We start from the raw sequence: 21,732 nt of genomic DNA on the forward strand, positions 1-21,732 counted from the left end.
CGCCGCCACCGCGCCGCGCGATAATGACGGAACTCATGGATCCGACGCTAGCCGCGCGGGCACTGTCCGCCGCCACAGAGATCACCAGCACCGCCCTGTCCGGCGATGACCCGGGAGCGGTGCTGGACACGGTCGTGGCCCGAGCAGCCGAACTCGCCGACGCCGACCTGGGTCTGGCGATGGTCAGCACGGAGGACGGCCGGGTGGTGGTCGAGGCCGCCCACTACGCCACCAGCGAGCCGTCCGGCAGCGAATACGCGCGACCCGACGAGGCGAGCGCGGGACCGGGCGCCTCGGCCGCCGGTCCCGAAGCTGACGCACCCGCCGACGACACGTCCGGCTCCGGCGGTAATCCCTCCGCCGACCGGATGTCGGGCGAGGCCCTGCGTGGCCTGGCTCTCCCCGCCGACTCCGCGGCCGGGCAGGTCGCCCGGGGTGGGGAACCCGTCTCCAGCGAGGACTTCACCGTCGATCCGCGGACCGCTCCCTACGTGCCCGCCGAACTCCAAGGCTATGGCCCCTTCGCGGCCGCGCCGTTCGGGTCCGGGGGGCGGGTTCTCGGGTCGCTCACCGTCTACCGGAAGCGCGGGCGGGAGCCCTTCTCCGCCGGGACCGTCGAGATGCTCGTCGCCTTCGCTGCACAGGCCGGCGTTGTGCTCGCCCTCGCCGAAGGCGCCAACGCGCGCCACCGGGTCGCCCTCTACGAAGAGCGCGAGCGCATCGCCCGCGAGCTGCACGACGTCATCGTCCAGCGGCTCTACGGTGCCGGGATGCAGCTGGACCGCGTCCGGCGCAACATGCGCAAGCGGTTCGCCCAAGCCGATGGGGCCCGGCTGTCCGACGCCATCGACCAGCTCGACCAGACCATCGAGGAAATCCGCGGCACCGTGCGCGCGCTGCGGTCACCGGAGCCTCGCCACGACACCGGCACGCCCACCGACCTCGCCGAGTCGGCGCGCGGCGAGGTTCGCATCGCCGGCGAGCTGCTCGGCTACCCGCCGACCCTGGAGCTGTCCGGCGAATTCGCCGACATCCCCGCGGAACGCGCCGACCACATCCGGGCCGCGCTGCGGGAAGCACTGTCCAATGTGGTCCGGCATTCCGGCGCCAGCGAAACCCGCGTGACGCTGACCAGGGACTCCGGCGGGGTCAAACTCCGCGTGCGGGACAACGGTTCCGGTGTTCCCCAAGGCGTGGCCACCCGTGGCCTCCGCCATCTCGCCGAACGCGCGGACGCCGCGGGCGGGAAGTTCTTCCTGAACTCCTCACCCAGCCTCGGCACCCTCGTCGCGTTCGACCTGCCGCTCGACTGACCTGCGTTTCCGCGAATCATCCTTCTCGGGTCATCCAGCCTCCCTTCCACGCCCTCGCCGTTGATCTTACCGGCTCGTCGAACATATATTCGACTCACGTTAGGGTGAATCTCTGCTGGTGAATAGCCTGATCGACGTGGCGGACCGTGACGAGAGGACGAAAAGGTCGCAGCGAACGGCGGATTGCGGCCACGCCGGCCGCGGACGGTTACTTCTCGCGCCGTGCGATCCACGCGGCGGCCTGCGTCCGGCGCTGCATGCCGAGCTTCGCCAGCACCGACGTGACGTAGTTCTTGACCGTCTTCTCCGCGAGGAACAACCGCTCCGCGATCTCGCGGTTCGACAGGCCCTGGCCGATCAGCTCGAGCACGTCGCGTTCGCGCTCGGTGAGCGTCGCCAGCTCGTCCGTCGGCGGGTGCCGCATCTTGTCCAGCACCCGCGCGGTGCTCACCGGGTCCAGCAGCGATCGCCCGGCCGCCACCTCGCGGACCGCGTTCACCACGTCCTGGCCGCGCACCTGCTTGAGCAGGTAACCCGCGGCCCCGGCCATGATCGCGCCGACCATCGCCTCTTCGTCGTCGAACGCGGTGAGCATCAGGCAGGCCGGCGGGTTCGGCTTCGACCGCAGTTCACGGCAGAGCGTGATGCCGTCGCCGTCGCCGAGGCGGACGTCGACCACCGCGACCTCCGGCTCGACGTGCATCGCCACCGCCAGTGCCTCTTCGACGGTGCTCGCTTCGGCGACGACCTCGATGTCGGGCTCGTCGCCGAGGAGGTCGCGGAGCCCGCGGCGGACCAGTTCGTGGTCGTCGACGAGCAGTACCTGGATCGGCATACCTCGAGGTTACGGGGTGCGCGGACGCCGCGGTGGCGGCCGGTCGGCACCGTCACACGTGAATTACCTCAAAGTGTGACCGGGTAACCCGTAACATTCCGGCCGGTACGCATTCCCGGGCGGCAAATCAGCAGGTCAAAGCGGAAACGGCGAAGAATCACCAGACGCGTCGTTCTTCGTGGAGCGCTGGCATTTCCGAAATTCCGGAATGGTCCGTAACGGCACCGCCGACGCGGCGATAGTAACCACGCAATCGCACCGAAATCCGTTCGGAAGGAATTCCGTTGTCCCTGTTTCGCCGTGCCCTGACGACGGCCGCCGCCGTCGCCGGGCTCGCTTTCCTCGGCCCCGTCCCCTTCGCCTCCGCGCAGCTCGCGACGCCTCTCGCCGGCGACAAAGACTGCTCGGACTTCCAGTACCAGGAGGACGCCCAGGCCGTTCTCGACGCCACCCCGGGCGACCCCAACCACCTGGACGACGACAAAGACGGATTCGCCTGCGAAACCCTGCCGTCCCGGCCGAAACAGCCGGCCACCACCGCCACCACACCGCCGACGGCGACGAAAAAGCCCACGCAGACCGCGCCGAAGACGACCACCAAGAAGCCCGCCACCGGCGGCCAGGTGAAGGTCAAGCCGGTCGGCGGCGTCGCCACCGGTGGCGGTGAGCCGGACGACGACGTCCCCGCTTTCCTCGTGCTCAGCGGCACGCTGCTCGCCGCGACGGCGTCCGGCGGCATGGTGCTCTACCTGCGCCGGCGCCCGAGTTGAGGCACCCGCGCCTGTGGCCCGCGGTCACGGCGGTCGTCGCCGCGCTCGGTGTGGTCCTGGCCGTGGCCCTCGTCCTCGTCCTGTCACCGAAGGCGCCGCAGGAGATCGCCCCGCCGAGCCCGGCCGCCACGAACCCGGCGGGTACCGCGAGCGTCACGCACACCCCGCCGCCGTCCGCCGACGGCCTGCCCGCGGCGAAACCGGCGTCACTGACGATCCCGGCGATCGGCGTGCGGGCCGAGGGAATCAAGGACCTCGGCCTCACGCCGGACGGCGCGCTGGAGGTCCCGGGCGACGCCACGACGGTCGGCTGGTTCACCGGCGCGCCGTCGCCCGGGGAGGTCGGCCCGGCGGTGCTGGCCGCGCACGTCGACTACAAGCACGTGCCCGGCGCCTTTTCGCGGCTGAAGGAACTGCGCCCCGGCGAGCAGGCCAGGGTCGGCCGCGCGGACGGCCGGGTCGCCGTCTTCACCGTCTACCGCGTCGACCGCTACCCGAAGGCCACGTTCCCGACCGACGCGGTCTACGGCGACACCCCGGACCCCGAACTGCGGCTCATCACCTGCGGCGGGGCGTTCGACCGGTCGAGCGGCAACTACCTCGACAACGTCGTGGCCTACGCGAGGCTCACCGCCGTCGAGGCCTGAGCCAGCTCGATCCGCGCCAGCTCGAGCCGCCGGTAGGTGCGGTCCCCGAGCGACCAGACGTCCAGGACGTCGCCGTCGAGCTCGGGGTAGGCGATGACCAGGTGCTCGTCGCCGTACGCGATGTCGACCGGCAGCCCGGCTTCGAGCTGCCAGCAGAGTTGCTGCTGCTTCGGGGTGAGCCGTCCCGCGTAGCGGTCGCTCATCGCCCGCGCGAGCTGCCCGCGCAGCAGGACCGGGCCGCTCGACGGGGCGGCCAGCAGCCGCTCGGCGTGACCGGCCGGATCGGGCGGCCCTTCGCCGGGTTCGGGGTCGCGGACGGCCACCGTCGGCTCGGCCTGGTCACGGGCGGGCAGCACGATGCTGCCGTCCGCGGCGTGGCGGGTCGGCGCGTAACCGGCTTCGCGCAACGCCGCCAGCGTCCGGTCGGCGTCCACAATGGACGTCAGCACGGTCGGCGCCACCGCGCGCAGGCCGAGTTTCGCGAGCTTGCGATGCGCCGCGAGTTCGGCCAGCACGGCGGGTTCGCCGACGACGACGCTGGCGACGTCGACCACCTGCGCCTCGCCGTGCCGCCGGGCGACGTCGTTGACCAGGTACACCAGGGGCTGCGGCAGCTCGCCCGTGGCGACGGCGCGCAGGTCCTCGAGCAGCTCGCCGGTCGTCGAACCCTGGTCGAACGCCCGCCGGACGGACGCCGGGGAGAACCGCCAGCTGGTCGCGGTGCCCTGCGCTTCACGGTCGGCGACGCGGTCGAGCAGGGCGGCGAGCCGGGCGTCGGGCGAGCCGGGCACGATCGCCGTCAGGTCGGTGCCGAACAAGGCGGTCGTCCGCGCCCGCGAAACCAGTTCGTCGGTGACTTCGACGAGCCGGTCCGGGGCGAGCAGGGCGCGTCCGGCCGCGGTCGCGGCGCCGTGGGCGAGGACTCCGAGCAGCTCACCCTCGCCGAGCGCATCCCGGACCCGGCCGGCGAAGTCGTCGGACGGCAGCATCGGCGCGTGCCACTCGGCGAGCCGGACCAGCGCGTCCACGTCGGTGATCGCATCGCCGGGATCGAGCCGTGCCGCCAATCGGACGACCAGCCGCCGCACCAGCGCGTCGACGTCCACCTCGAACTCCGGCGGTGCCGGGTCCCACCAGGTCGTCAGCAGCAGGCGGTACAGCAGCGCGGGCGCGGGCCGGGCGAGGTCCGGATCGAGCACGAGCGTGGGCGCGGGTGCCTTCTGGCCGCGGCGCGGCGGCGGAGGCTCGTCGGCCACCAGCAGCCCGGCCTGCGCCGCGAGGTCGATGGCCAGCTCGATCTCCGCCGGGGTGGCCCCGGTGTCCTTGGCGAGCTTCTTGACCAGCCGGGCGCCGATCGTGCCGTCCTTCAGCAGGGGCAACGGCTCCGCGGCGGCCAGGTCGAGCACCGCGGACACCCGGTCGAGCAACCGCAGCGCGGCAGCCGACGCCGCCGCTTCGGCCGCTTCGGCGCCCGTGTGGGTGACTTCGAACGCGGGTTCTTCGGGGGTGAACGGCAGCTGGTGGTCCGGCCCGCGCAGCGCGAGCGACACCTCGATCGGCATGGCCACCGTGCCGTAGAAGGTGCCGTACAGGAAGCCGTGGTCGAACGCCCAGCCCGCCGGGACGAGGCCCTGGACCTCGGGAACGCCGCCGGCCATGTCCAGCAGCAGTTTCCGCGTCTCCTCGGGCGCGGTGGCGAAGAGCTCGCGGACGCGCTCGCCGTCACGGAAGAAGCCGACGAGCCCGAGCAGGAGTTCCGGCTTGCGCGCGGCATCGGGCAGTCCGAGGGCCTTCGACAGCTTCGCCAGCCGGCTCGTGCCGAGCTCGCCGAGCAGGTTCGCGACGGGCTGGCCGAGGCCTTCGGCGGCGAAGCTGTTGCGGCGCAGCGGTTCCGGCAGGGCGATGCCGTCCGCGTCCCACCACAGCAGTGCGCGCTCGGCCAGTTCGTCCACATAGGACCCGACGTCGGCGGCGCCGAGCAGCCGGGACACGTCCTCGACGGGCGCCGGCCGCCGCCCCAGCGCGTAACACAGCTGGACGGCCCGCAGCACCTGCACCAGCGGCATCGGCAACCGCAGCAGCGCCGCATCGATGGACTCGGGCGCCGCCAGCCGCGCGGCGACGACGTCCAGCCGGCGCGGCCACGGCTCGTCGAGCACGTCCGGCCGGTGGGCCAGCACCTTCGCGAGTGCGTCCTTGTCCAGGGCCGCGAGCCGGCCGAGCAGTTCGTCGGCGGTGGTCATCGGCCCAGGCTAGATGCGGTCCACCGGACTGGTCCTAGGGGGTCCGGCCGTTGTTCCTGGGGTCGGTGTCGGTCACCAGTGTCTTGTCGAGCGAGTCGCGCAACCGGTTGAGCTCGCTCTCGCGGCCGCGGTCGGTGAGACTGGACAGCCAGGCCAACCGCATCTCGTGGAGGTCGAAGTCGTCGGCTTCGCTCATCATCCGGCCGACGGCGTTGCGGAACGGGTCGTTGGCGTCGAGCACGGAGCGCCCGACCGGGATGTCGTAGGTGTGGATTTGGCTGAGGACGTCCTGCACCGCTGAGGTGTCGTGGCTGAGCATCATCGCGAGAAGGCTGACCTTGCCCGAATCGATCACCTCGGCGTAGAAGTTGATCCGCTCCCTGTCCATGTCCCGTCGTTCCCGGTCGACGATGCGGGCACGCCGGATCTCCTCCAGGGAGTAGCGGTGCAGTGCACCTTCACCGGTCAACCGGAATTGGGAGTCGACCCGGCCCCAGGAGATCGTCCCCCCGGACAGAGAACGCATGGCCTTCAGCTTCTCGTCGACCTTGATCGCCAGCTTTTCGACCTCGTCGAGGGTCGTCTTGCGCACCAGCGGGCGCAGGATGTCCTCCATGTCGGCCCGGATCACCTCGACGTGATCCGCTTTCGGCTGTTTGATCAGGGCGACCGGGTCCGTGATCCGCCACCGCACGGTGATGGTGCCCTCGACGATCGCGCCTTCCTTGTCGGTTTCGAACACGGTGTGGAAAGTCGACGAGCTGTCGGAAACGTCGACTTCGTACAGCCGGAGAATGCTTCTGGCCAAGCCGAATCCCAGCTTTTGGACCTGCGTTGTAGCGCCGAGGTGGAGGTCGCTCGAAGCCCACCGGCCGTCGTCGCATTCGGCGATGAGGACGGTGCTCCGGCGCTTCCGCAGTTGGTGTCGCAGAATGCTCCGCCTCGGGCGGGTGCAACGGCGCACGCCGCGCCACATGGCGGTTTGGGCTTCTTCATGCATCGGGCAGCTCCCTGAGGACTTCGGCGGTCAAGGCGGAGAGCGGGGCGGTGGCTTTGCGGTTTTCTTCGAAGTACTTGCGCAGGAAGTAGGCGAATCGCTTCACGAGGATTTCGTCCGGTGCGCCCAGCAGCAACTTGAGCACACGGCCGACGTCTCGGCGCAGAGTGGGTCGAGTGCCGGCCCGGATCGCCCAGGTGGTGAGGGCGAACAAGACCACCTCACGATGGCGGGCATCCTCCAGCAGAACGGTGAACAGGATCCGGACGGCCAGGGCTTCCTGGTCACCGAATTGCAGCGGAGTGCTCCCTTCCAGGGAGAGCGCGTGCACGGCGCAACGAGTGGCGATTTTCTGTTGTGTCGCACCCCCGTGGAGGATCCACACGGGAAGCGTGCTGAGGACGAGTCCGCGGTTGCTCGGCTCACCCAGCATCGACTTCAACGATCGGACGATCTCGCGCTGCAGGAAGTCCTCGCAATTGCGGGTCAGCTTCCTCAACTGGGCCAGCGCGAATTCGGGGTGGTTGCGCCCGAAGGTGTTGCGGCACACCAGCGCCGCGGTGAACCGGGTTCCTTCGTCGACCCAGTGGCGCGACCACGAATTCACCCGGTTCTTCGTCCCCTGTACGTAAACGCTGTTTTCACAGAGCCCGCTCAGGATCAACGCGGCCATCGACTGCTGGAAGCGTGTGCCGTCCACCCAGGGCCGGACCCAGCCGAACGGGTTCGGTTCAGCGGCTTTCGCCAGCATCCGGCCGAAGCGGCTCATGGCTTCGTCGTGCCGCGCCGACATCCGGGGCAGTTCGTCGTTCAGATCACCCATCCACGACTGGAGTATCGGCCGGATGCGCTCGTACTCCTTCCAGACGTAGGCCAGCAGCCTTTCTCCCCACCCTGGTCTGCAGAACCTGACTGGTTCGGGGTCGGTCTGCTGCCAGGTTTCGGGTGGCTCGAGCAGCGCGCGTATCCGGCGCAGTCGTTCGGCGCGGGTCTCCGCGAAGAGATCAGGGGGCAGGTAGGGCCACAGTTCGTCGTTTTCCGGGTTGCTGAGGAGGTCCTCGAGCTTCTTCGCCGAGGCTGCGACGACGTTGAAGCCGCTCCCTTCCATCAAGGCAACGGTGATCGCCAAGGCACGGGCGGGGATGTCGGTGTTGTCGGTGAACCACGCGGCGACGTCTTCGTCGCCACGTCGGCGGATAGCCGCCTTGACGTCGTCTTCCGAGAAGCGCCCGTCGTCCATCGCCCCCAGGAGGCGCGCTATCTCGCAGGCTCTCCACGGAGAACAGTCCTTCAAGTCGGCTTCCTGGTCGAGCATCTTCAGCAGGCCGGTGTCGTACCCCGAGGCACGGAGATGGGCACGGACCATGTCGGCGGGGTCGGCCGGTGCCAGTTCGGCGACGTAGGGGCGGGCGCGTTCGAGATCGATGTCTTCGTTGGCGAACGTGACGACCAGGTAAGAGTCGAGTTCGACGAGTGCGTGAGCCAACTGCCCGAGGACGTGGGTGTCGAGTTCGCCGCACCACGCCTCGGCGTTGACGTCGTCCCAGAGATAGCCGCCCGAGTGCTCGGTCCGTCGCAGGTCGAGCAGTTCCCGGGCACTTCGGGTCGGGTCCAGCCGTTTCAGTTCGTGCAGGTTCGCGTCGATCAGCAGCCGAACCCCGGCCAGGCTGCGACCGCTGGACCGGCCGCACAGGAGGACCAGCCGGTGTTCGGCCAGGATCCGGCTGGCTTGGCCGTAGCCGGACGGCGCGCAGAAGGGACCCACCGCCTGTTCGACCAGCGAATCCGAGATCGGCCCGTAGACCAGGCCGGTCTTGACGTCCTCATCTTCGTCCGGCTTCCCCGCGGTGTAGAGGTGGTTGGCGTAGATGCCGTTGTTCGTCAGAACCGTCGGGTTCTCCGGTTCCGGCTTGGCGCCCTCGGACGGGGCCTGATCCGCCGGTGCGGCCACGGGCGGATCCACCTCGGCTGCGGCGGTCATGGGCGGTGCTGGCCGAGCTGGTTGTAGACGATCGAACCGGAGTTCGTCCCGATGATCCCGGTTCCGTGCACCTCGCCGTTGATCACCTGACTGCCTCCGGCCGGGGAAGGCGTGCCCGGTTCGGCCGCCGGTCGATCTGCGGTGGGAGTGGCGGTGGCGGTGGTCAAGTCACCGGCGGCCACGCCGGGTATCCAGACCCACGCCGTCTCTTCGAACTCCTTGTCGGCGACCTGGAGCATGCTGAATTCGTGCGGGTGCAGCCGGTGCGTGTGACCGGCCAGGACCGCCGTCCGGTAGGCCTGCGCCGAGAGAATGGTGGCGACGGTGACCGGATGCCGGTCGGCGAGACGCCGCACTACGTCCTTCACCACCGCGGCGTCCAAGAGGCGGGCGAGTTCGATCACCGGTCGCTGGAAGCTGTCGCCGTCCACCACCGTGACCGGCGCGGCGTGCACGGCGAGCCGCAGGCCGATCGTCGGAAGCATGCGACGGTTGCGCAGGTAGACCTGGCCGTGGAGGAAGTGAGCTGCGTCGACCAGGGCAGGCAAGCTCTCTTCGGGGAACGCCGCCAGGTAGCCGTCCCCGGTGGCCGAGTAGTTGACCCGGGCCGCCACGTCGACGCCGGTGTGCTCGAACGCTTCGCCGACCAGTTCGGTCGCGGCCTGTCGAACCTCTTCGAGCTGGTCGTCGGGGTTGCTCGACGACCCGATCACGTCGAACCCGAACAAGGCCTTCGTCGTGGGCATCGCACTCATCCAGCCGCCTCTCCTCGTCGATGGAGGTCATCTTCAGGACGCCCACGGCGGGTCACCACCGGAAATCCGGGAGACAAACGTGCGGTCCCGTGCTTAAGAGTCGGCGCAGGTCGACTTCCTCAGCCCATCGACGTCCCGCAGCAGGAACCACTTCTTGTCGGTGGCCATGGCGCCTTCCGTCGTCAGAGCCGTGAGCACGTCGTCGACCGTCTTCTCCGAAGCCGCGACGCTTTGGGCCAGATCGCGCCGGGAAAAGCCGGAGACCTCGGTTCCACCGGTGCTTTCCCGGCCGAAGTGATCTGCCCAGTCGAGCAGGGTGCGGATGACCCGCACCCGTACCCCGTCGGAGAGGTAGGAGAGGCGTTCCCGGTCCGCGCGGTGCAAACGGTTCTGCACAGTCCGCAACACGTGTTGCATCGCCGCGGGGTGACGCCCGATGAACGCTCGGAACTCGACGCCGGGAATCTCCGTGACCGTCCCGTTCGTGCGTCCCTTCCCGCTGGCCGAGCGAGGGGCGTGATCCATCGCGCTGAGCTCGCAGAGCAGCTCACCACGGCCGTAGATGCCCAGGATCAACTCCTTACCGTTACCGGCGGTCACATACACCTTGACCAAGCCGGCTTCGATGAGGAATACACTCCCTGGCGCGTCGTGTTCCATGAATAGCTGATCATTTTCACCGAATTTTCGCGTGATTCCCCTTGCTCTTAGCTCGTTCAACGCGTGTGGCCCTACCTTGGCGCCGAATGAATTCGGATAACCCCTGTCCATCGGTCCAGTTTCATCAACTTTCGGCACGGATCAACGACGCCGAACGGGTGGTTCGACCTGCGGGGCCTGCCGCAGTGGCCCGGTCGCCGTCGTGCGGACCGACGGGTGCGCTCCGACGACACCTACGGCGCCGTGCTCGCCCTCCTGCGCGCCGGTCGAGGCGGTCCGGTTCACTGGACTCATGGCAATTCCGGAGCTCGCGCTGCGGCAGATCGAACGGTGGTGCGCGCAGCGCGTCCCCGCGCACCTCCAGGACCGGATCCGGGTCGAGTGCCGGACTCGGGGCCGCTCCGTGACCATCGTCGAACGCCGGGCGCCGTGGTCGGCGCAGGCGGGGCCCGAGTGGAGCGAGCAGAAGATCGCGCAGCTGCGGCTGGACGAGTTCGGCATCTGGTCGGTGTGGTGGGCCGATCGGAACGGGCGGTGGCTGAGCTACCCGGACGCGCCCGTCGCCAGCACGCCGCCCGCGCTGCTCGACGAGATCGACCGCAACCCCGGCGGGGTGTTCTGGGGCTAGGACGGCGGCGGGAAGCGGACCTCGTTGCGGTCGATCTTCGCGTGCGCCGCCGCGGCCAGGTCGACGCCGAGGCGGTCGGCCAGCTGCAGCAGGTACAGCGTGACGTCCGCGATCTCGTCCAGCACCTTCTCCTCCAGCGCCGGATCGGCCCGCCACGCGTCGGATTCCTCGGGAGTCAGCCACTGGAACAGCGCGGTCAGCTCGCCGACTTCGCCGGAAAGGGCCATCACGAGGTTCTTCGGGGTGTGGTACGGCTCCCAGGCGCGGGCCGCCGCGAAGCCGCGCAGGCGCTGGGTCACGTCGTCGAAGGTCACTCGCGCGATTCTGCCCTCGTGGTCACGCAGTGCTAACGGCCGTATGGCGGACTGGCGTTGACCGGTGAATCTCTCACTCAATAGGTTGAACTTCGTCGGGATTGTTGCGGGGACCAAGGCTGGGAAGGGAACGTCTTGAAGTACCTGCGATCCGTCCGCGGCCGCATGCTGGGCATCGCGTTCATCCCCGGCGGCGCGCTCGTCGCCGTGGCTGTCGTGATCGCGATTCTCCTGATCCACCAAGCGGTTCGGACCCGGGACATGGCCGTGGAGACGGCGGCCGCGGCGGACCGGACGGCCCGCGCCGTGGTCGCCCTGCAGGCCGAGCGGAGCGCGGCGATGGCCGCGCCCGACCAACGCAGTGCCGCGTACGCGACTTACACCCAGCGGATCGAGTCCGCCATCGCCGGCCTGCGGGACTACGCGCGCCACGCCCCGGACGCCGAGTCCGCCTACCAGCAGACGACCGCCGTCGAGCTGCTTTCCGTCGCCGAAGGCATGGATCGCTCCGATTCCCTCGCTCTGGCCGGCCTGGACAACGTCACCCGGGGGTCGTTCACCTCCGCCGTCGCCTCCTACCGGGCCGAGCTGGCCCGGGTCGTCCCCCAGCTCACCGAGAGTGGCCGGATGGCGTACGAAACGCTCACGCGTAGCGCCGAATGGAGCAGGCTGGCCGCCGCCGAAAACGCCTTCACCGCCGCCGAACCGCTTCCGCTCCCGGAGCCCACGTGGCGCAGCGCCTCCTACGCCGTGTCCGCCCAGCTCGGCCTGCTGTACACCCAGCAAAGCCAGTACGCCGTGCAGCTGACCCTCGACGACGGCCGCCGCACCCTCGCCGGCGCCCTCGCGGCCGGAACCGCGCTCCTGCTGTTCGCCGTGCTCCTGATGGTGGTGGTGCGGCGGCTGGTCGCGCGGGTTCCGGTGCCGGTCGTGCCGATCATGGTGCCGACGGTCCGCGCGGCCATCCCGCGTCCCCGCCACGCACGGTCACGAAGATCGGGACTGCCGGATCCGTGGCCGCTGAAAGCCGTGTTCGACGACTTGCGACGTCGATGAGGGACTCACGAAGAGTCACTGATTACTCCGAAAAGAGCACGCGGTTGGCCCACACGCGTGGCCGCGGTCGTCGGGCAGACTGGTGCCCGTGAGTCGCCCCTCGGATCTTCGCCCCTACCTGCGCACTTTGGACGTGGAGACACTGGCGGACCTGCTCCACGCCCAGGCCGAGCGCGATCCCGAGCTGCGGCACTCACTCGAACTGCGCGCCGCCACCCAGTCCGGTGACGTCAGCGAGGCGCACCGGCTGCTGGACACCGCGGTCACCGACGGGAACGTCGAGTACACCGCCAAGATCGGTGCGGTCCTCGACACGCTGCAGCGGATGCTCGACGCCGGCAGCCGCGCCGACCTGGGCCCGCTGGCCCGGCGCACGGTCGACGACATCAGCGAAGTGCTGGAGCAGTCCGGCGACCACGCCGGCGACCTGGCCGACCGGCTGGACCGGGCCGTGGAGCTGTACGCCCGCGCGTGCGCCGCCCGGCCGCCGGACCCGGAGAAGCTGGCCGACTGGATCCTCGAGGTCGAGTTCGACGGCCCCGGCCGCCCGGTGATCGACCTCGCCGAGTTCGCGACCGCGCTGGGCGAGCCGGGGCTCCGGCGGATCAAGTCCACTGTGGATGACGTGCTCGCCGCGAACGGGCCTGGTCACCGCCGTGACGTGGCCGAACGGCTGCGCGAGCAGCTGGCCGAGGTGCTCGGGGACGTCGACGAGCTGGTCGCCATCCTCTCGGCCAAGCCGCCGCGGGTGGACGTCAGCCTCAAGATCGTCCGGGTGCTCCGGGCGGCCGGACGGCACAGCGAGGCCATCGCGCACGCCGCCCGCGCGCTCACGCACGACAAGCAGCCGCCGGCTCCGGAGCCGGAAAGCGAAACCGCTCGCCGTCGCAAGGACTTCGACGCCCAGCCGGGTCGCGAGACGTACGCGGCCCTGCGCGAGGCCGCGACGAAGGACGGGAAGTGGACGGTGCAGCGCCGGGAAGCGCTCGCTTGCCTGCGCACCCGCGCGGCCGAGGGGGTCGAGCAGGCGGACGAGCTGGTTCGCGTCCTGCTCGACGACGGCCGTCCCGACGAAGCTTGGCGAGCCTGTGTCCGGTTCGGTGCGTCCGCGGAGCTCAAGCTCGAGCTGGCGGAACAGCGGGCCGCCGAGCACCCGGCCGAGGCGATCCCGGTCTTCCGCGAACACGTCGACGAGCTCATCGAGCGCAAGGACCCGCACGCCTACCAGGAAGCCGCGCGACGGCTGAAGCTGTTGCGCAGCTTGCACAAACGGGCCGAAACGCCGGACGAATTCACCGCTTACCTGGCCGAGCTGGTGGAAAACCACCGGCGGAAAACCCGGCTGATCACGGAAATCCGGACCGCCAGGATCGCCATCCCGAAAGCCGTAACCTCCTCGCGCACCCCTCGTTGACCCGGGAGAACCGGTGATTCACGTGCACCGGGACATCGTGAGCGCGCCAGGCGTCGCGGTGGCCCAGTTCCGCTGTCCGGCTCGGCGCCTCCCCGTCGAGCAGGCGGCGGGACCCGCGCCAGGGCCACCGCGACCCGCTCGCGGTGACAACCGGGGCTTCGCCCCGGGCCGGGGGCTTCGCCACCCGGACCCCCACAAGAAGTGGGTGAAGTGAAAGCATGAGCTCATGAGCCCGGTGAGTCGCGCCCGCAAGAAGGCACCGCAGCCCGTCACGCACAGCGTGACCGGCCTGTTCAAGGACGTCCTGAACGACTTCTCGGCGCTGGGCGCCGACCCCGCGCCCGTCGACGTCGAACTGCTCGCCTCCGAGGTGCTCGGCCAGTTCCACGACGTGCCCGTCGAGGACGGCGAAGAGCCGCTCGGCCTGGAGCTCATCGCTTTCGCCCAGCGCAAGATCACGCCCGGCGCCGCCGCGCTGCTGGCCGCGCTTAAGGTCGTCGCCGAGACCGACGTCGAACGCAAAGCCGCCGACGCCGGGCTGCAGGTCGTCCTCGGCCGCGGCATCCCCGCGCCCGCCTGGGCCGACGGGCTGGGCCGGGTCACCGCCGGCGAGTGCTGGCGCACCGGGGACGTCTACGGCGACGAGTCGTCCCTGCTCTGCGTCTTCTCCCACGGCGACCAGGCGTACGGGCTGCTCGCCCTGCTCGACTTCACCGAGGGCGGCCGGGTGCGGGACCTCGTGGTGATCGACAAGCCCGCCGACGTCGTGGCCGAGATGCGCGAGCAGTCCGACGCCGACCCGGAGCTGGTCGTCTTCGAGGCCGTCGACCCCGCCGAGGCGCACCGCCTGATCGCCGACGGCCTCGCCGCCACCGACCACCTCGACGAGGCCGACGTCAGCGAGGACTACGCCCGCTTCCACGCCGTCGCGCTCACCTGGTGCCGCGCGCTGCCGGAGCCCGCGCTCGTGCCCGAGGTGGCCGAGTGGTCCGATGCCGAGCGCGCCGCCGTCGTCGAGCAGTTCGTCGCCGCGAGCGGTGAGGACGCCGACGCCGCCCGCGCCATCGGCGGTCTGCTGCTGGAGCACGGCCTGCGCACCGACCCGGGCAACCCGCTGCGCGTCGGGCCGGAGAAGATCGCGCGGTTCCTCGAGGGCCTGCTCGGCGAGGAGTACGAGCTCGACGCCGACCACGAGGACGCCGTCGAGCCGGTCGTGCTCGCCTGGGTGCAGTGGACGGGCGAGCGGGCGCACCTAACCGAGACCGCGATCGCGGCCCTCGACGAAGCCGTCCAGGACTACCTGAGCGAGTACGCCGACGAGGACGACTCCCCGCTCGAGCGGTACTTCGCCGACACGAGCGACCTGTCGCCGACCGAACTCGCCGACGCGCTGGAGCGGCGGATGTTCGCCGTGCCGTCGACGACCACGGAGATCGACGAGGAAGAGGTCGACCTCGACCCCACCGACGCCGACCAGCGCCGCGCGCTCGTCATCGCCGAGGCCGACGAGGACGAGGAAGAGCAGCGGCTGATCCTGCGCGCGACCATCGTCGACCAGCTGTGGGACAATGAGCCCGCCGAGGTCTGGCAGGCCGCCGAGCGCCTGCAGGAGGGCGAGCTCGACCGCGACGAGATCTTCGAGCAGCTGATCGACGCCCTGGAAAACAGCCTGCTGGACGCGGAAAACCTCGAATACGACGCCGACGCCTACCTCGAGGCGCTGGCCGAGCTCTGACGGCTAGGGGAGGGGTTCCGCGGACTTGCCGGGAATTCGGGGGCTCCGGGTGGCGAAGCCCCCGGCCCGGGGCGAAGCCCCGGTTGTCACAGTCTTGCTGCGGCGCTCCTGCAGCCGGTCGTCGAAGTCGACGACGAAGGTTCCGGCGGCCATCGCGATCAGCAGAGCCAAACCGAGCACCGCACCGACCCACGTGAGGATCATCGAGAACATCGTGGGCCTCCTCCCCAGCTCAGAGCCGTTTTCCTGACTCCTTCAGGGTCGCTTTCACAGCGGATGCCCGGTATCGGCCAACCGGTTACGGCTGACCGGCCCGCCTCGGCCGAACGGCCGGTTTCCGGCGCGGAGAGTCGCGAGAGCGCGACGAATCGTGGCCGCGCACTCGCGGAGCGTGCGAATGCGCGGCATGTGGGTGACGGCGTGTGTGACGAGCGGGTCAGAGCTTGCGCAGGCGGACCCGGTTGATCGTGTGGTCGCAGTCCTTGCGCAGCACCAGCGTGGCCCGCGGCCGGGTCGGCTTGATGTTCTCCATCAGGTTCGGCTCGTTGATCGAGTGCCACAGGTGCCGGGCCTCGGCGCGGGCCTCGTCGTCGGGCAGGCCGGCGAAGTGGTGGAAGTGCGACGCCGGGTCCGCGAACGCCGTGTGCCGCAGCTCCAGGAACCGCTCGACGTACCAGCGCTGGATGTCGTCGGTGTGCGCGTCGACGTAGATCGAGAAGTCGAAGAGGTCGGACACCATCAGCCGCGGCCCCGGCTGCAGCACGTTCAGGCCCTCGACGATGAGGATGTCCGGCTGCTGCACCACCTGCTCCTGGCCGGGCAGGATGTCGTAGGCCAGATGCGAGTACACCGGCGCGGCGACGCGCTCGGCACCCGACTTGACCTCGGTGACGAACCGCAACAGCGCCCGGCGGTCGTAGCTCTCCGGGAAGCCCTTGCGGTGCATGATCCCGCGCCGCATCAGCTCGGCGCGCGGGTACAGGAAGCCGTCGGTGGTGACCAGGTCGACGCGGGGGTGGTCCGGCCAGCGGGCGAGCAGCGTGCGCAGCAGACGGGCGGTGGTCGACTTGCCGACCGCCACGCTGCCGGCGATGCCGATCACGAACGGGACCTTCGTGCCGCGGGAGTCGTCACCGAGGAACGTCGTCGTCGCTTCGTAGAGCCGCTGGCGCGCGGCGACCTGCAGGTTGATCAGCCGGGACAGCGGGAGGTAGACGTCGGCCACCTCGGCGAGGTCGACCTGTTCGCCGAGACCGCGCAGCCGGACCAGCTCGGCCGCCGTCAACGGCAGCGGCGTCGAACTCCGCAGCTCTTTCCATTGTTCCCGGTGCAGCTCGACATACGGGCTGAGTTCGCGGACCCGGGTCATCGCACACTCCTCCGGCCGTCGCCTGCACTGGCGGACGTTCACCTGCGTGTTCAACGGTAGGGCTTACGGCCGGTTAAAGCGCTGTGACGTAGTCCACCCCCATCCAAGGGTTGATCACCCAGCGTCACGCTCTCCGAAGACCTCGGCCCACGCCGCGGCCACCTGCCGGGCGCAGGTCGCGGGGGCGACGCCGCCGACGCCGGTGCCGAGCCCCGGCATCGCGATCGTGTCGACGAACGCCCGCACCGGGCCGTGGTCGAGCCGGCCGTCGCGCCAGGTCAGGAACACCGCGCGGGCGGCGAGGTACGGGTGGACCGTGTCGGCGGGCAGCCGTTCGCCCGGCTCCCGCATGGTCGGTGCGCTGATCAGCCAGGCCGGCTCGGCTTCGCCGGTCGGCACCACCACGGCGTCGCCGATCGGCAGCTCACCGCCGTGGAAGGCCAGTACCGCGCTCCGGACGCTCTGCTCCACGCCCGGGAACGCCTGCGCGTACACGGCGTCGATCCCGCCGCGCATCCAGCCGTAGGAGTTGGCCGGGCTGACCACGGCCTGGGCGACGACGTCGAGCACCGACCCGCGGTGCACCCGGACCCGGCCGGCCAGCTTCTGCGCGGCGGCGGTCCAGGCCTCGGCGAGTGGTTCATCGACGGCGCACAACACCAGCTCCGGTGCGCGGGGGGCGAGCGGCGGCTTGGCGCCCTCACGTCCGGTGTGCGTGCCCGATTCGGCGGTCACCCGCCCAGCATCGCAAAAAATGCCACCCGGCGTAACCGGTTCCCGTACCGGCTGTCCGAGTGAATGTCGCCACGGTCAGGCCCCGTAGCCTGGGTGCTGTGTCACGGATCGCATACTTCGGCCCCCGAGGGACCTTCACCGAACAGGCCGCGCGGGTGCTCGCCGCCGGCGAAGAACTGATCCCGGTCGAGACCGTCCGGCTGGCGATGACGGCCGTCCGCAACGGCGAGGCGGACGCGGCGTGCGTCCCCATCGAAAACTCGGTCGAGGGCGTGGTGCCCGCCACGCTCGACGCGCTCAGCGAGGCGGCCCCGCTGGTCGCCGTCGCCGAGACCATCCTGCCGATCCACTTCAGCGTGCTGACCCGGCCCGGCGGTGGCGACATCAAGACCGTCGCCAGCCACCCGCACGCACTGGCCCAGGTCCGCGAGTGGCTCGAGGAGAACCTGCCGGACGCGGACCCGGTGGCGTCGTCGTCGACGTCCGCCGCCGCGGTCGGCGTGCGGGAAGGCACCTTCGACGCGGCCGTCTGCGCGCCGGTCGCGAACGAGCACTACGGCCTCGAGGTGCTGGCCGAGGGGGTCGCCGACGTCCCCGACGCGGCGACGCGGTTCCTGCTGGTGCGTGCGCCGGGCGAGCTGCCGGAGCCGACGGGGGCCGACCGGACGTCCGTGGTCGCCGCGGCCGCGAACCGGACCGGAACGCTCGCCGAGCTGCTCACCGAGCTGGCCAGCCGCGGCATCAACCTGACCCGGCTCGACGCCCGGCCGACGCGCAGCAACTTCGGCGAGTACCGCTTCTTCATCGACTTCGAAGGGCACGTGGCCGAGCCGCGGGTCCTCGACGCGCTGACCGCGTTGCGCCGGCACTGCCGCAACCTCCGCTTCCTCGGCTCGCACCCGCGGGCCGACGGGACCCGCACCACGATCGAACCGGGCTTCGGCAACGACGACTTCGTCGAAGCGGCCGTGTGGGCCGACGCGGTCCGCAAGGGGGACCGGGCGTGAGGCTGCTGCTCATTCGCCACGGGCAGACCGACGGGAACGTCCGAGGCGCGCTGGACACCGCCCTGCCGGGCCCGCCGCTGACCGAACTCGGCCGTCAGCAGGCGGACGCGCTCGCGGCGCGGCTGGCGGAGGAGCCGCTGGTCGCGGTGTACGCGTCCCAGGCGACGCGCGCCCAGCAGACGGCGGCCCCGCTGGCCGCGCGGTTTTCGCTGGACGTGCAGGTCGTCGACGGGGTGCACGAGGTCGTCGCGGGTGACCTCGAAGGGGCGACCGACCACGCGTCGATCCCGACCTACATGGACACGGTCCGGCGCTGGACGCTCGGCGAGCTGGCGCCGTCGCTGCCCGGCGGCGAGAGCGGCACGAGCGTGCGCACCCGGATGCTGGACGCGGTCGGCCGGCTGCGCGCCAAGCACGAGCAGGCCGACCCGGACGGCGTGATCGCCCTGGTCAGCCACGGTGGCGCGATCCGGCTGGCCGCGGAGTGGCTGGCGCCGAACGTCCACGCGGACGTCGCCAACGCGGCGCTGATCCCCAACACAGGGCTCGTCGAGCTGGCGGCCCGGCCGGAGGGGCAGTGGCGCTGCCTGACCTGGGTCGACACGCCTCTCTGAAGATCACGAAAGTGTGATCCTGTCACGTTTAGAACACGCCTGGTGGGGAATTTACGAAAGCAGCCAACCCGGCCGCGACCCGGTACGTCTACCCAGTAGCACCACACCAGGGAGGCGATTGTCATGAAGCTTTCACGGTTTTTCCCGGTCGTCGCGGCTTCGGCGGGCGTGCTCGCGCTCTCCGCGTGCGGCGGTGGCGGCACGACGAACGCGGCGAGCAGCTCGACGCCGTCGAGCTCGGTGTCGCCGACCGCCACCACCACGGTCACCACCGCCACCTCGACTCCCGCCACGACCTCGGCTCCGGCCGAGCCGCCCGCCGCCCAGCCCGCCGACAACGGGTTGTGCAAGTCCGGGGACGTCAAGCTGTCCCTCGGCCAGGGCGACGCGGGCGCCGGCTCGGTGTACCGGCCGCTGCTCATCACGAACTCCAGCGGGAAGCCCTGCACCATCCAGGGGTTCCCCGGCGTGTCCTACGTGGCCGGTGCGGACGGGCACCAGGTCGGCAAGGACGCCTTCCGCGAAGGCACCAAGGGCAACGCCGTCAAGCTGAACCCCGGCCAGACCGCGGCCGCGGACATCCAGTTCGTCAACGTGCGCAACTTCGACCCGGGCACCTGCCAGCCGACGGCGGTCAAGGGCCTGCGCATCTACCTGCCGCAGGAAACCGCGTCGAACTTCGTGCCGAGCGAAGGCACCGGCTGCGCGAGCACGAAGATCCCCGGCAACCAGCTCGCGGTGAAGACCGTCCACCCCGCCTAACCCGGACCGCGCCCCATCGCCACCCTCAACGGACGGGCTTCGCCCGGCTGTTCAGATGCGGCCGCAGATCTCCTTGGCCTCGGTGAGGTGCCGCTGGCCGGAGACGTCGCTGAAGTGCAGGCTGAGCACCATCCGGCTGACGCCGTCGATGTGGTCGGCCAGCGGCTGGTAGTTCGCGTTCACCTGGGCGGCGGCCGCCGACAGCTCCCGCGCGGCCACCATCCGGTGCAGCCGCTCCGAGCTGAGGCCCGGTGTCAGCGTGGGCTGGGCGTCCCGGCTCGTGTCGGGCAGCTCGCCCACGCGGTCGAGCGCCTGGCACGCCGCGACGGCGTCGTCGAGGGCGCCCGCGTGCACTCCGGACAGTCCCCACAGGAGTCCGAGCACGCTGCCGCCCAGCACGAACCCGGCCACCGCGCTCAGCACGAGCAGCCGTCTCGACGGCGGCGGTGACGTGGACTCGTCCGACGGCTCGTCGAAGTCGGGATCGGCGTCGGTGCCGGTCCCCGGGTCCACGGTGCGCATGACTGCCTCCTCACCACCTGGGTGAGGAGCTATTTCAGCTCACAATCCCGGATCGTGGTGTGTCAGCGCCGCGGCTGAGTCCGATTCGTCACCGAGGGAGGAGCGCCGCAGCGCGCCGAACGCGACCGCGGCGATCACCAGCATCGCCACGCCGGACACCGCGAACGTCCGCGCCGCCGAGCCGAGCTGCTCGGTCAGCACCCCGCCCAGCAGCGCGCCCAGCGGGATCGCCCCCCAGACGACCGTGCGCCACACCCCGAGCACCCGGCCGAGCAGCTCCCCGGGCACAAGGGTGTGGCGGGCCGTCGCGAGCACGACGTTCACCGCCACCACCGCGGCCGCGAAGAGGCCGAACAGCGCCGCGCCCGCGACCGGCGAGCGCACCAAGCCCATCCCGCCGAACCCGAGGCCGCAGCAGACGATCCCGCCCGTGACCACCGGCAGCCGTCCGGTCGCCCGCACCAGCCGTGGGGCGACACCCGCACCGAGCAGCCCGCCGATACCCCCGACGAACGCGAAGAAGCCGAAGGTCGCGTCGGACAGGTGGAGGTCTTCGAGCGCGTAGAGCACCAGCTGCGCTTGGGCGAGCTCGCTGACCAGGCTCAGCAGCCCCGCGACGACGACCAGCCGAAGCAGCAGCGGGTGCCCGCGCAGCCAGCGCAGGCCGTCGGCAAGTTCGGTGCGCAGTTTCGCCGGTTTGACCGGCGTCTCCGCCCTGGCGCGGTAGGTGCCCGCCAGCCCGAGCAGCACCGCCGCCGCGATCGCGAAGCCCGCGGAGTTGAGGACGAACGGGAAGGCCGCGAAGAGCGCGAAAGTCAGGCTGCCGACCGGGCCGCCGAGGAACGTCTGGCCGACGATTTCGCAGGCCTGCAGCTTGCTGTTGGCCGCGTCGAGCGAGCCGTCGCCGACGACCGCCGGGATCAGCGCGTTCGCCGCGCTGTCCGCGATCGTCTCGGCTGTCCCGATGATCAACGCGGTCAGGTAGACCAGCCAGATCGTCATGCCGCCGACGGCCACGAGCACGGCCAGCACGCCGACCGCGACCGCGCGGGCGCTGTTCGCGACGATCATCGCGCGCCGCCGGTCGATCCGGTCGACCAGCGCGCCGGCGACCGCGGCGAACAGGAGCCAGGGCAGGAACTGGGTGGCGGACAGCCCGGCGATGAGCACCGGATCCCGGGTCAGGGTCGTGGCCAGCAGGGGCAGGGCCACCTTGCCGATGCCGTCCCCCAGGTGGGACGCCGCGCTCGACGTCAGCAGCCACCTGAGTCTTCGGCCGCCTCCGTCGTTCCGGGCTTCGTTCACTGTGCCTCCCCGCACGAATCGATGCCCAACGACTTCGGGTACGAGGATAACCGCGGAGATGGCTGCGCGT

The 21,732-nt window shown here is 70.7% G+C and carries 22 protein-coding genes; 10 read left to right on the top strand and 12 right to left on the bottom strand.

All coding sequences use genetic code 11. The features are described 5' to 3' along the window. Window positions 1-35: 35 nt before the first annotated feature. A complete protein-coding gene (locus tag IE317_RS10820; protein WP_191308880.1) occupies window positions 36-1,313 on the top strand; it encodes a GAF domain-containing sensor histidine kinase in 1,278 nt (425 codons plus the stop codon). A 208-nt stretch (window positions 1,314-1,521) separates the two neighbouring features. Here the strand turns inward: IE317_RS10820 and IE317_RS10825 are convergent, their stop codons facing one another. Next, window positions 1,522-2,148 (bottom strand): response regulator, encoded by a 627-nt coding sequence (locus IE317_RS10825; protein WP_033261005.1) that lies wholly within the window; start codon window positions 2,146-2,148, stop codon window positions 1,522-1,524. 284 nt (window positions 2,149-2,432) lie between these two features. Between IE317_RS10825 and IE317_RS10830 the strand changes: the two genes are divergently transcribed. Both IE317_RS10830 and IE317_RS10835 read left to right on the top strand, forming a co-directional pair. Beyond that, window positions 2,433-2,918 carry an excalibur calcium-binding domain-containing protein gene (locus IE317_RS10830; protein ID WP_191308882.1) on the top strand — a complete coding sequence of 162 codons (486 nt, stop codon included), beginning with the start codon at window positions 2,433-2,435 and terminating at the stop codon, window positions 2,916-2,918. Next, window positions 2,915-3,565: a class F sortase gene (locus IE317_RS10835; RefSeq protein ID WP_191308884.1), complete on the top strand. Its 651-nt coding sequence runs from the start codon at window positions 2,915-2,917 to the stop codon at window positions 3,563-3,565. The genes IE317_RS10830 and IE317_RS10835 overlap by 4 nt, the downstream gene beginning before the upstream one ends. Here the strand turns inward: IE317_RS10835 and IE317_RS10840 are convergent. From IE317_RS10840 to IE317_RS10860, 5 genes are all read right to left on the bottom strand, one after another. After that, a complete protein-coding gene (locus IE317_RS10840; RefSeq protein ID WP_191308886.1) occupies window positions 3,535-5,808 on the bottom strand; it encodes a helicase-associated domain-containing protein in 2,274 nt (757 codons plus the stop codon). The genes IE317_RS10835 and IE317_RS10840 overlap by 31 nt on opposite strands. A gap of 34 nt (window positions 5,809-5,842) precedes the next feature. Further along, the gene (locus tag IE317_RS10845; protein WP_191308888.1) at window positions 5,843-6,616 is read right to left on the bottom strand and encodes a hypothetical protein; all 774 of its coding nucleotides are present in this window, start codon (window positions 6,614-6,616) and stop codon (window positions 5,843-5,845) included. 184 nt (window positions 6,617-6,800) lie between these two features. Next, complete coding sequence (locus IE317_RS10850; protein WP_191308890.1) at window positions 6,801-8,786, bottom strand: hypothetical protein; 1,986 nt, start codon at window positions 8,784-8,786, stop codon at window positions 6,801-6,803. Then, complete coding sequence (locus tag IE317_RS10855) at window positions 8,783-9,541, bottom strand: hypothetical protein (protein ID WP_191308892.1); 759 nt, start codon at window positions 9,539-9,541, stop codon at window positions 8,783-8,785. Before IE317_RS10855 ends, IE317_RS10850 begins: the two co-directional genes overlap by 4 nt. Before the next feature lie 93 nt (window positions 9,542-9,634). Next, entirely contained in the window at window positions 9,635-10,312 is a 678-nt protein-coding gene (locus IE317_RS10860; protein WP_268246866.1) for a Crp/Fnr family transcriptional regulator, read from the bottom strand. Between the two features lie 181 nt (window positions 10,313-10,493). Here IE317_RS10860 and IE317_RS10865 point away from each other — a divergent pair, with 181 nt between their 5' ends. Next, window positions 10,494-10,829 (top strand): DUF3024 domain-containing protein, encoded by a 336-nt coding sequence (locus IE317_RS10865; RefSeq protein WP_191308896.1) that lies wholly within the window; start codon window positions 10,494-10,496, stop codon window positions 10,827-10,829. Here IE317_RS10865 and IE317_RS10870 read toward each other — a convergent pair. Then, entirely contained in the window at window positions 10,826-11,143 is a 318-nt protein-coding gene (locus IE317_RS10870; RefSeq protein WP_191308899.1) for a nucleotide pyrophosphohydrolase, read from the bottom strand. The two genes, IE317_RS10865 and IE317_RS10870, sit on opposite strands and share 4 nt — an antisense overlap. A gap of 135 nt (window positions 11,144-11,278) precedes the next feature. Between IE317_RS10870 and IE317_RS10875 the strand changes: the two genes are divergently transcribed. The 3 genes from IE317_RS10875 to IE317_RS10885 all read left to right on the top strand — a co-directional run bounded on the left by IE317_RS10875 (window position 11,279) and on the right by IE317_RS10885 (window position 15,348). After that, on the top strand, window positions 11,279-12,199 hold the full coding sequence (locus tag IE317_RS10875) for a nitrate- and nitrite sensing domain-containing protein (RefSeq protein ID WP_191308900.1): 921 nt from the start codon (window positions 11,279-11,281) through the stop codon (window positions 12,197-12,199). Window positions 12,200-12,287: 88 nt separating this feature from the next. Next, on the top strand, window positions 12,288-13,613 hold the full coding sequence (locus tag IE317_RS10880) for a hypothetical protein (protein ID WP_373309018.1): 1,326 nt from the start codon (window positions 12,288-12,290) through the stop codon (window positions 13,611-13,613). Between the two features lie 226 nt (window positions 13,614-13,839). Further along, a complete protein-coding gene (locus IE317_RS10885; protein ID WP_191308902.1) occupies window positions 13,840-15,348 on the top strand; it encodes a hypothetical protein in 1,509 nt (502 codons plus the stop codon). A gap of 3 nt (window positions 15,349-15,351) precedes the next feature. On the opposite strand, the gene IE317_RS10890 is transcribed toward IE317_RS10885, so the two are convergent. The 3 genes from IE317_RS10890 to IE317_RS10900 all read right to left on the bottom strand — a co-directional run bounded on the left by IE317_RS10890 (window position 15,352) and on the right by IE317_RS10900 (window position 17,452). After that, the gene (locus IE317_RS10890) at window positions 15,352-15,552 is read right to left on the bottom strand and encodes a hypothetical protein (RefSeq protein ID WP_191309158.1); all 201 of its coding nucleotides are present in this window, start codon (window positions 15,550-15,552) and stop codon (window positions 15,352-15,354) included. A gap of 232 nt (window positions 15,553-15,784) precedes the next feature. Next, window positions 15,785-16,717, bottom strand: coding sequence for a type I pantothenate kinase (coaA, locus tag IE317_RS10895; protein ID WP_191308904.1), 933 nt, complete (start codon window positions 16,715-16,717; stop codon window positions 15,785-15,787). A gap of 114 nt (window positions 16,718-16,831) precedes the next feature. Next, the gene (locus tag IE317_RS10900; protein ID WP_191308907.1) at window positions 16,832-17,452 is read right to left on the bottom strand and encodes a macro domain-containing protein; all 621 of its coding nucleotides are present in this window, start codon (window positions 17,450-17,452) and stop codon (window positions 16,832-16,834) included. Between the two features lie 98 nt (window positions 17,453-17,550). On the opposite strand from IE317_RS10900, the gene pheA reads away from it, so the two are divergent. The 3 genes from pheA (at window position 17,551) to IE317_RS10915 (ending at window position 19,835) form a co-directional block, all read left to right on the top strand. Next, window positions 17,551-18,459 carry a prephenate dehydratase gene (gene pheA, locus IE317_RS10905; RefSeq protein WP_191308909.1) on the top strand — a complete coding sequence of 303 codons (909 nt, stop codon included), beginning with the start codon at window positions 17,551-17,553 and terminating at the stop codon, window positions 18,457-18,459. Further along, window positions 18,456-19,073, top strand: a complete 618-nt coding sequence (locus IE317_RS10910) for a histidine phosphatase family protein (RefSeq protein ID WP_191308911.1) — start codon at window positions 18,456-18,458, stop codon at window positions 19,071-19,073. The genes pheA and IE317_RS10910 overlap by 4 nt, the downstream gene beginning before the upstream one ends. A gap of 117 nt (window positions 19,074-19,190) precedes the next feature. After that, window positions 19,191-19,835: a DUF4232 domain-containing protein gene (locus tag IE317_RS10915; protein ID WP_191309140.1), complete on the top strand. Its 645-nt coding sequence runs from the start codon at window positions 19,191-19,193 to the stop codon at window positions 19,833-19,835. Window positions 19,836-19,886: 51 nt separating this feature from the next. Here IE317_RS10915 and IE317_RS10920 read toward each other — a convergent pair whose 3' ends face one another. Together IE317_RS10920 and IE317_RS10925 are read right to left on the bottom strand one after the other, a co-directional pair. Continuing rightward, complete coding sequence (locus tag IE317_RS10920) at window positions 19,887-20,357, bottom strand: hypothetical protein (protein ID WP_191308913.1); 471 nt, start codon at window positions 20,355-20,357, stop codon at window positions 19,887-19,889. Between the two features lie 39 nt (window positions 20,358-20,396). Then, window positions 20,397-21,662, bottom strand: coding sequence for an MFS transporter (locus IE317_RS10925; protein WP_191308915.1), 1,266 nt, complete (start codon window positions 21,660-21,662; stop codon window positions 20,397-20,399). Window positions 21,663-21,732: the final 70 nt, after the last annotated feature.

It is taken from the genome of Amycolatopsis bullii (assembly GCF_014654205.1).
GTDB classification, from domain to species: domain Bacteria; phylum Actinomycetota; class Actinomycetes; order Mycobacteriales; family Pseudonocardiaceae; genus Amycolatopsis; species Amycolatopsis plumensis.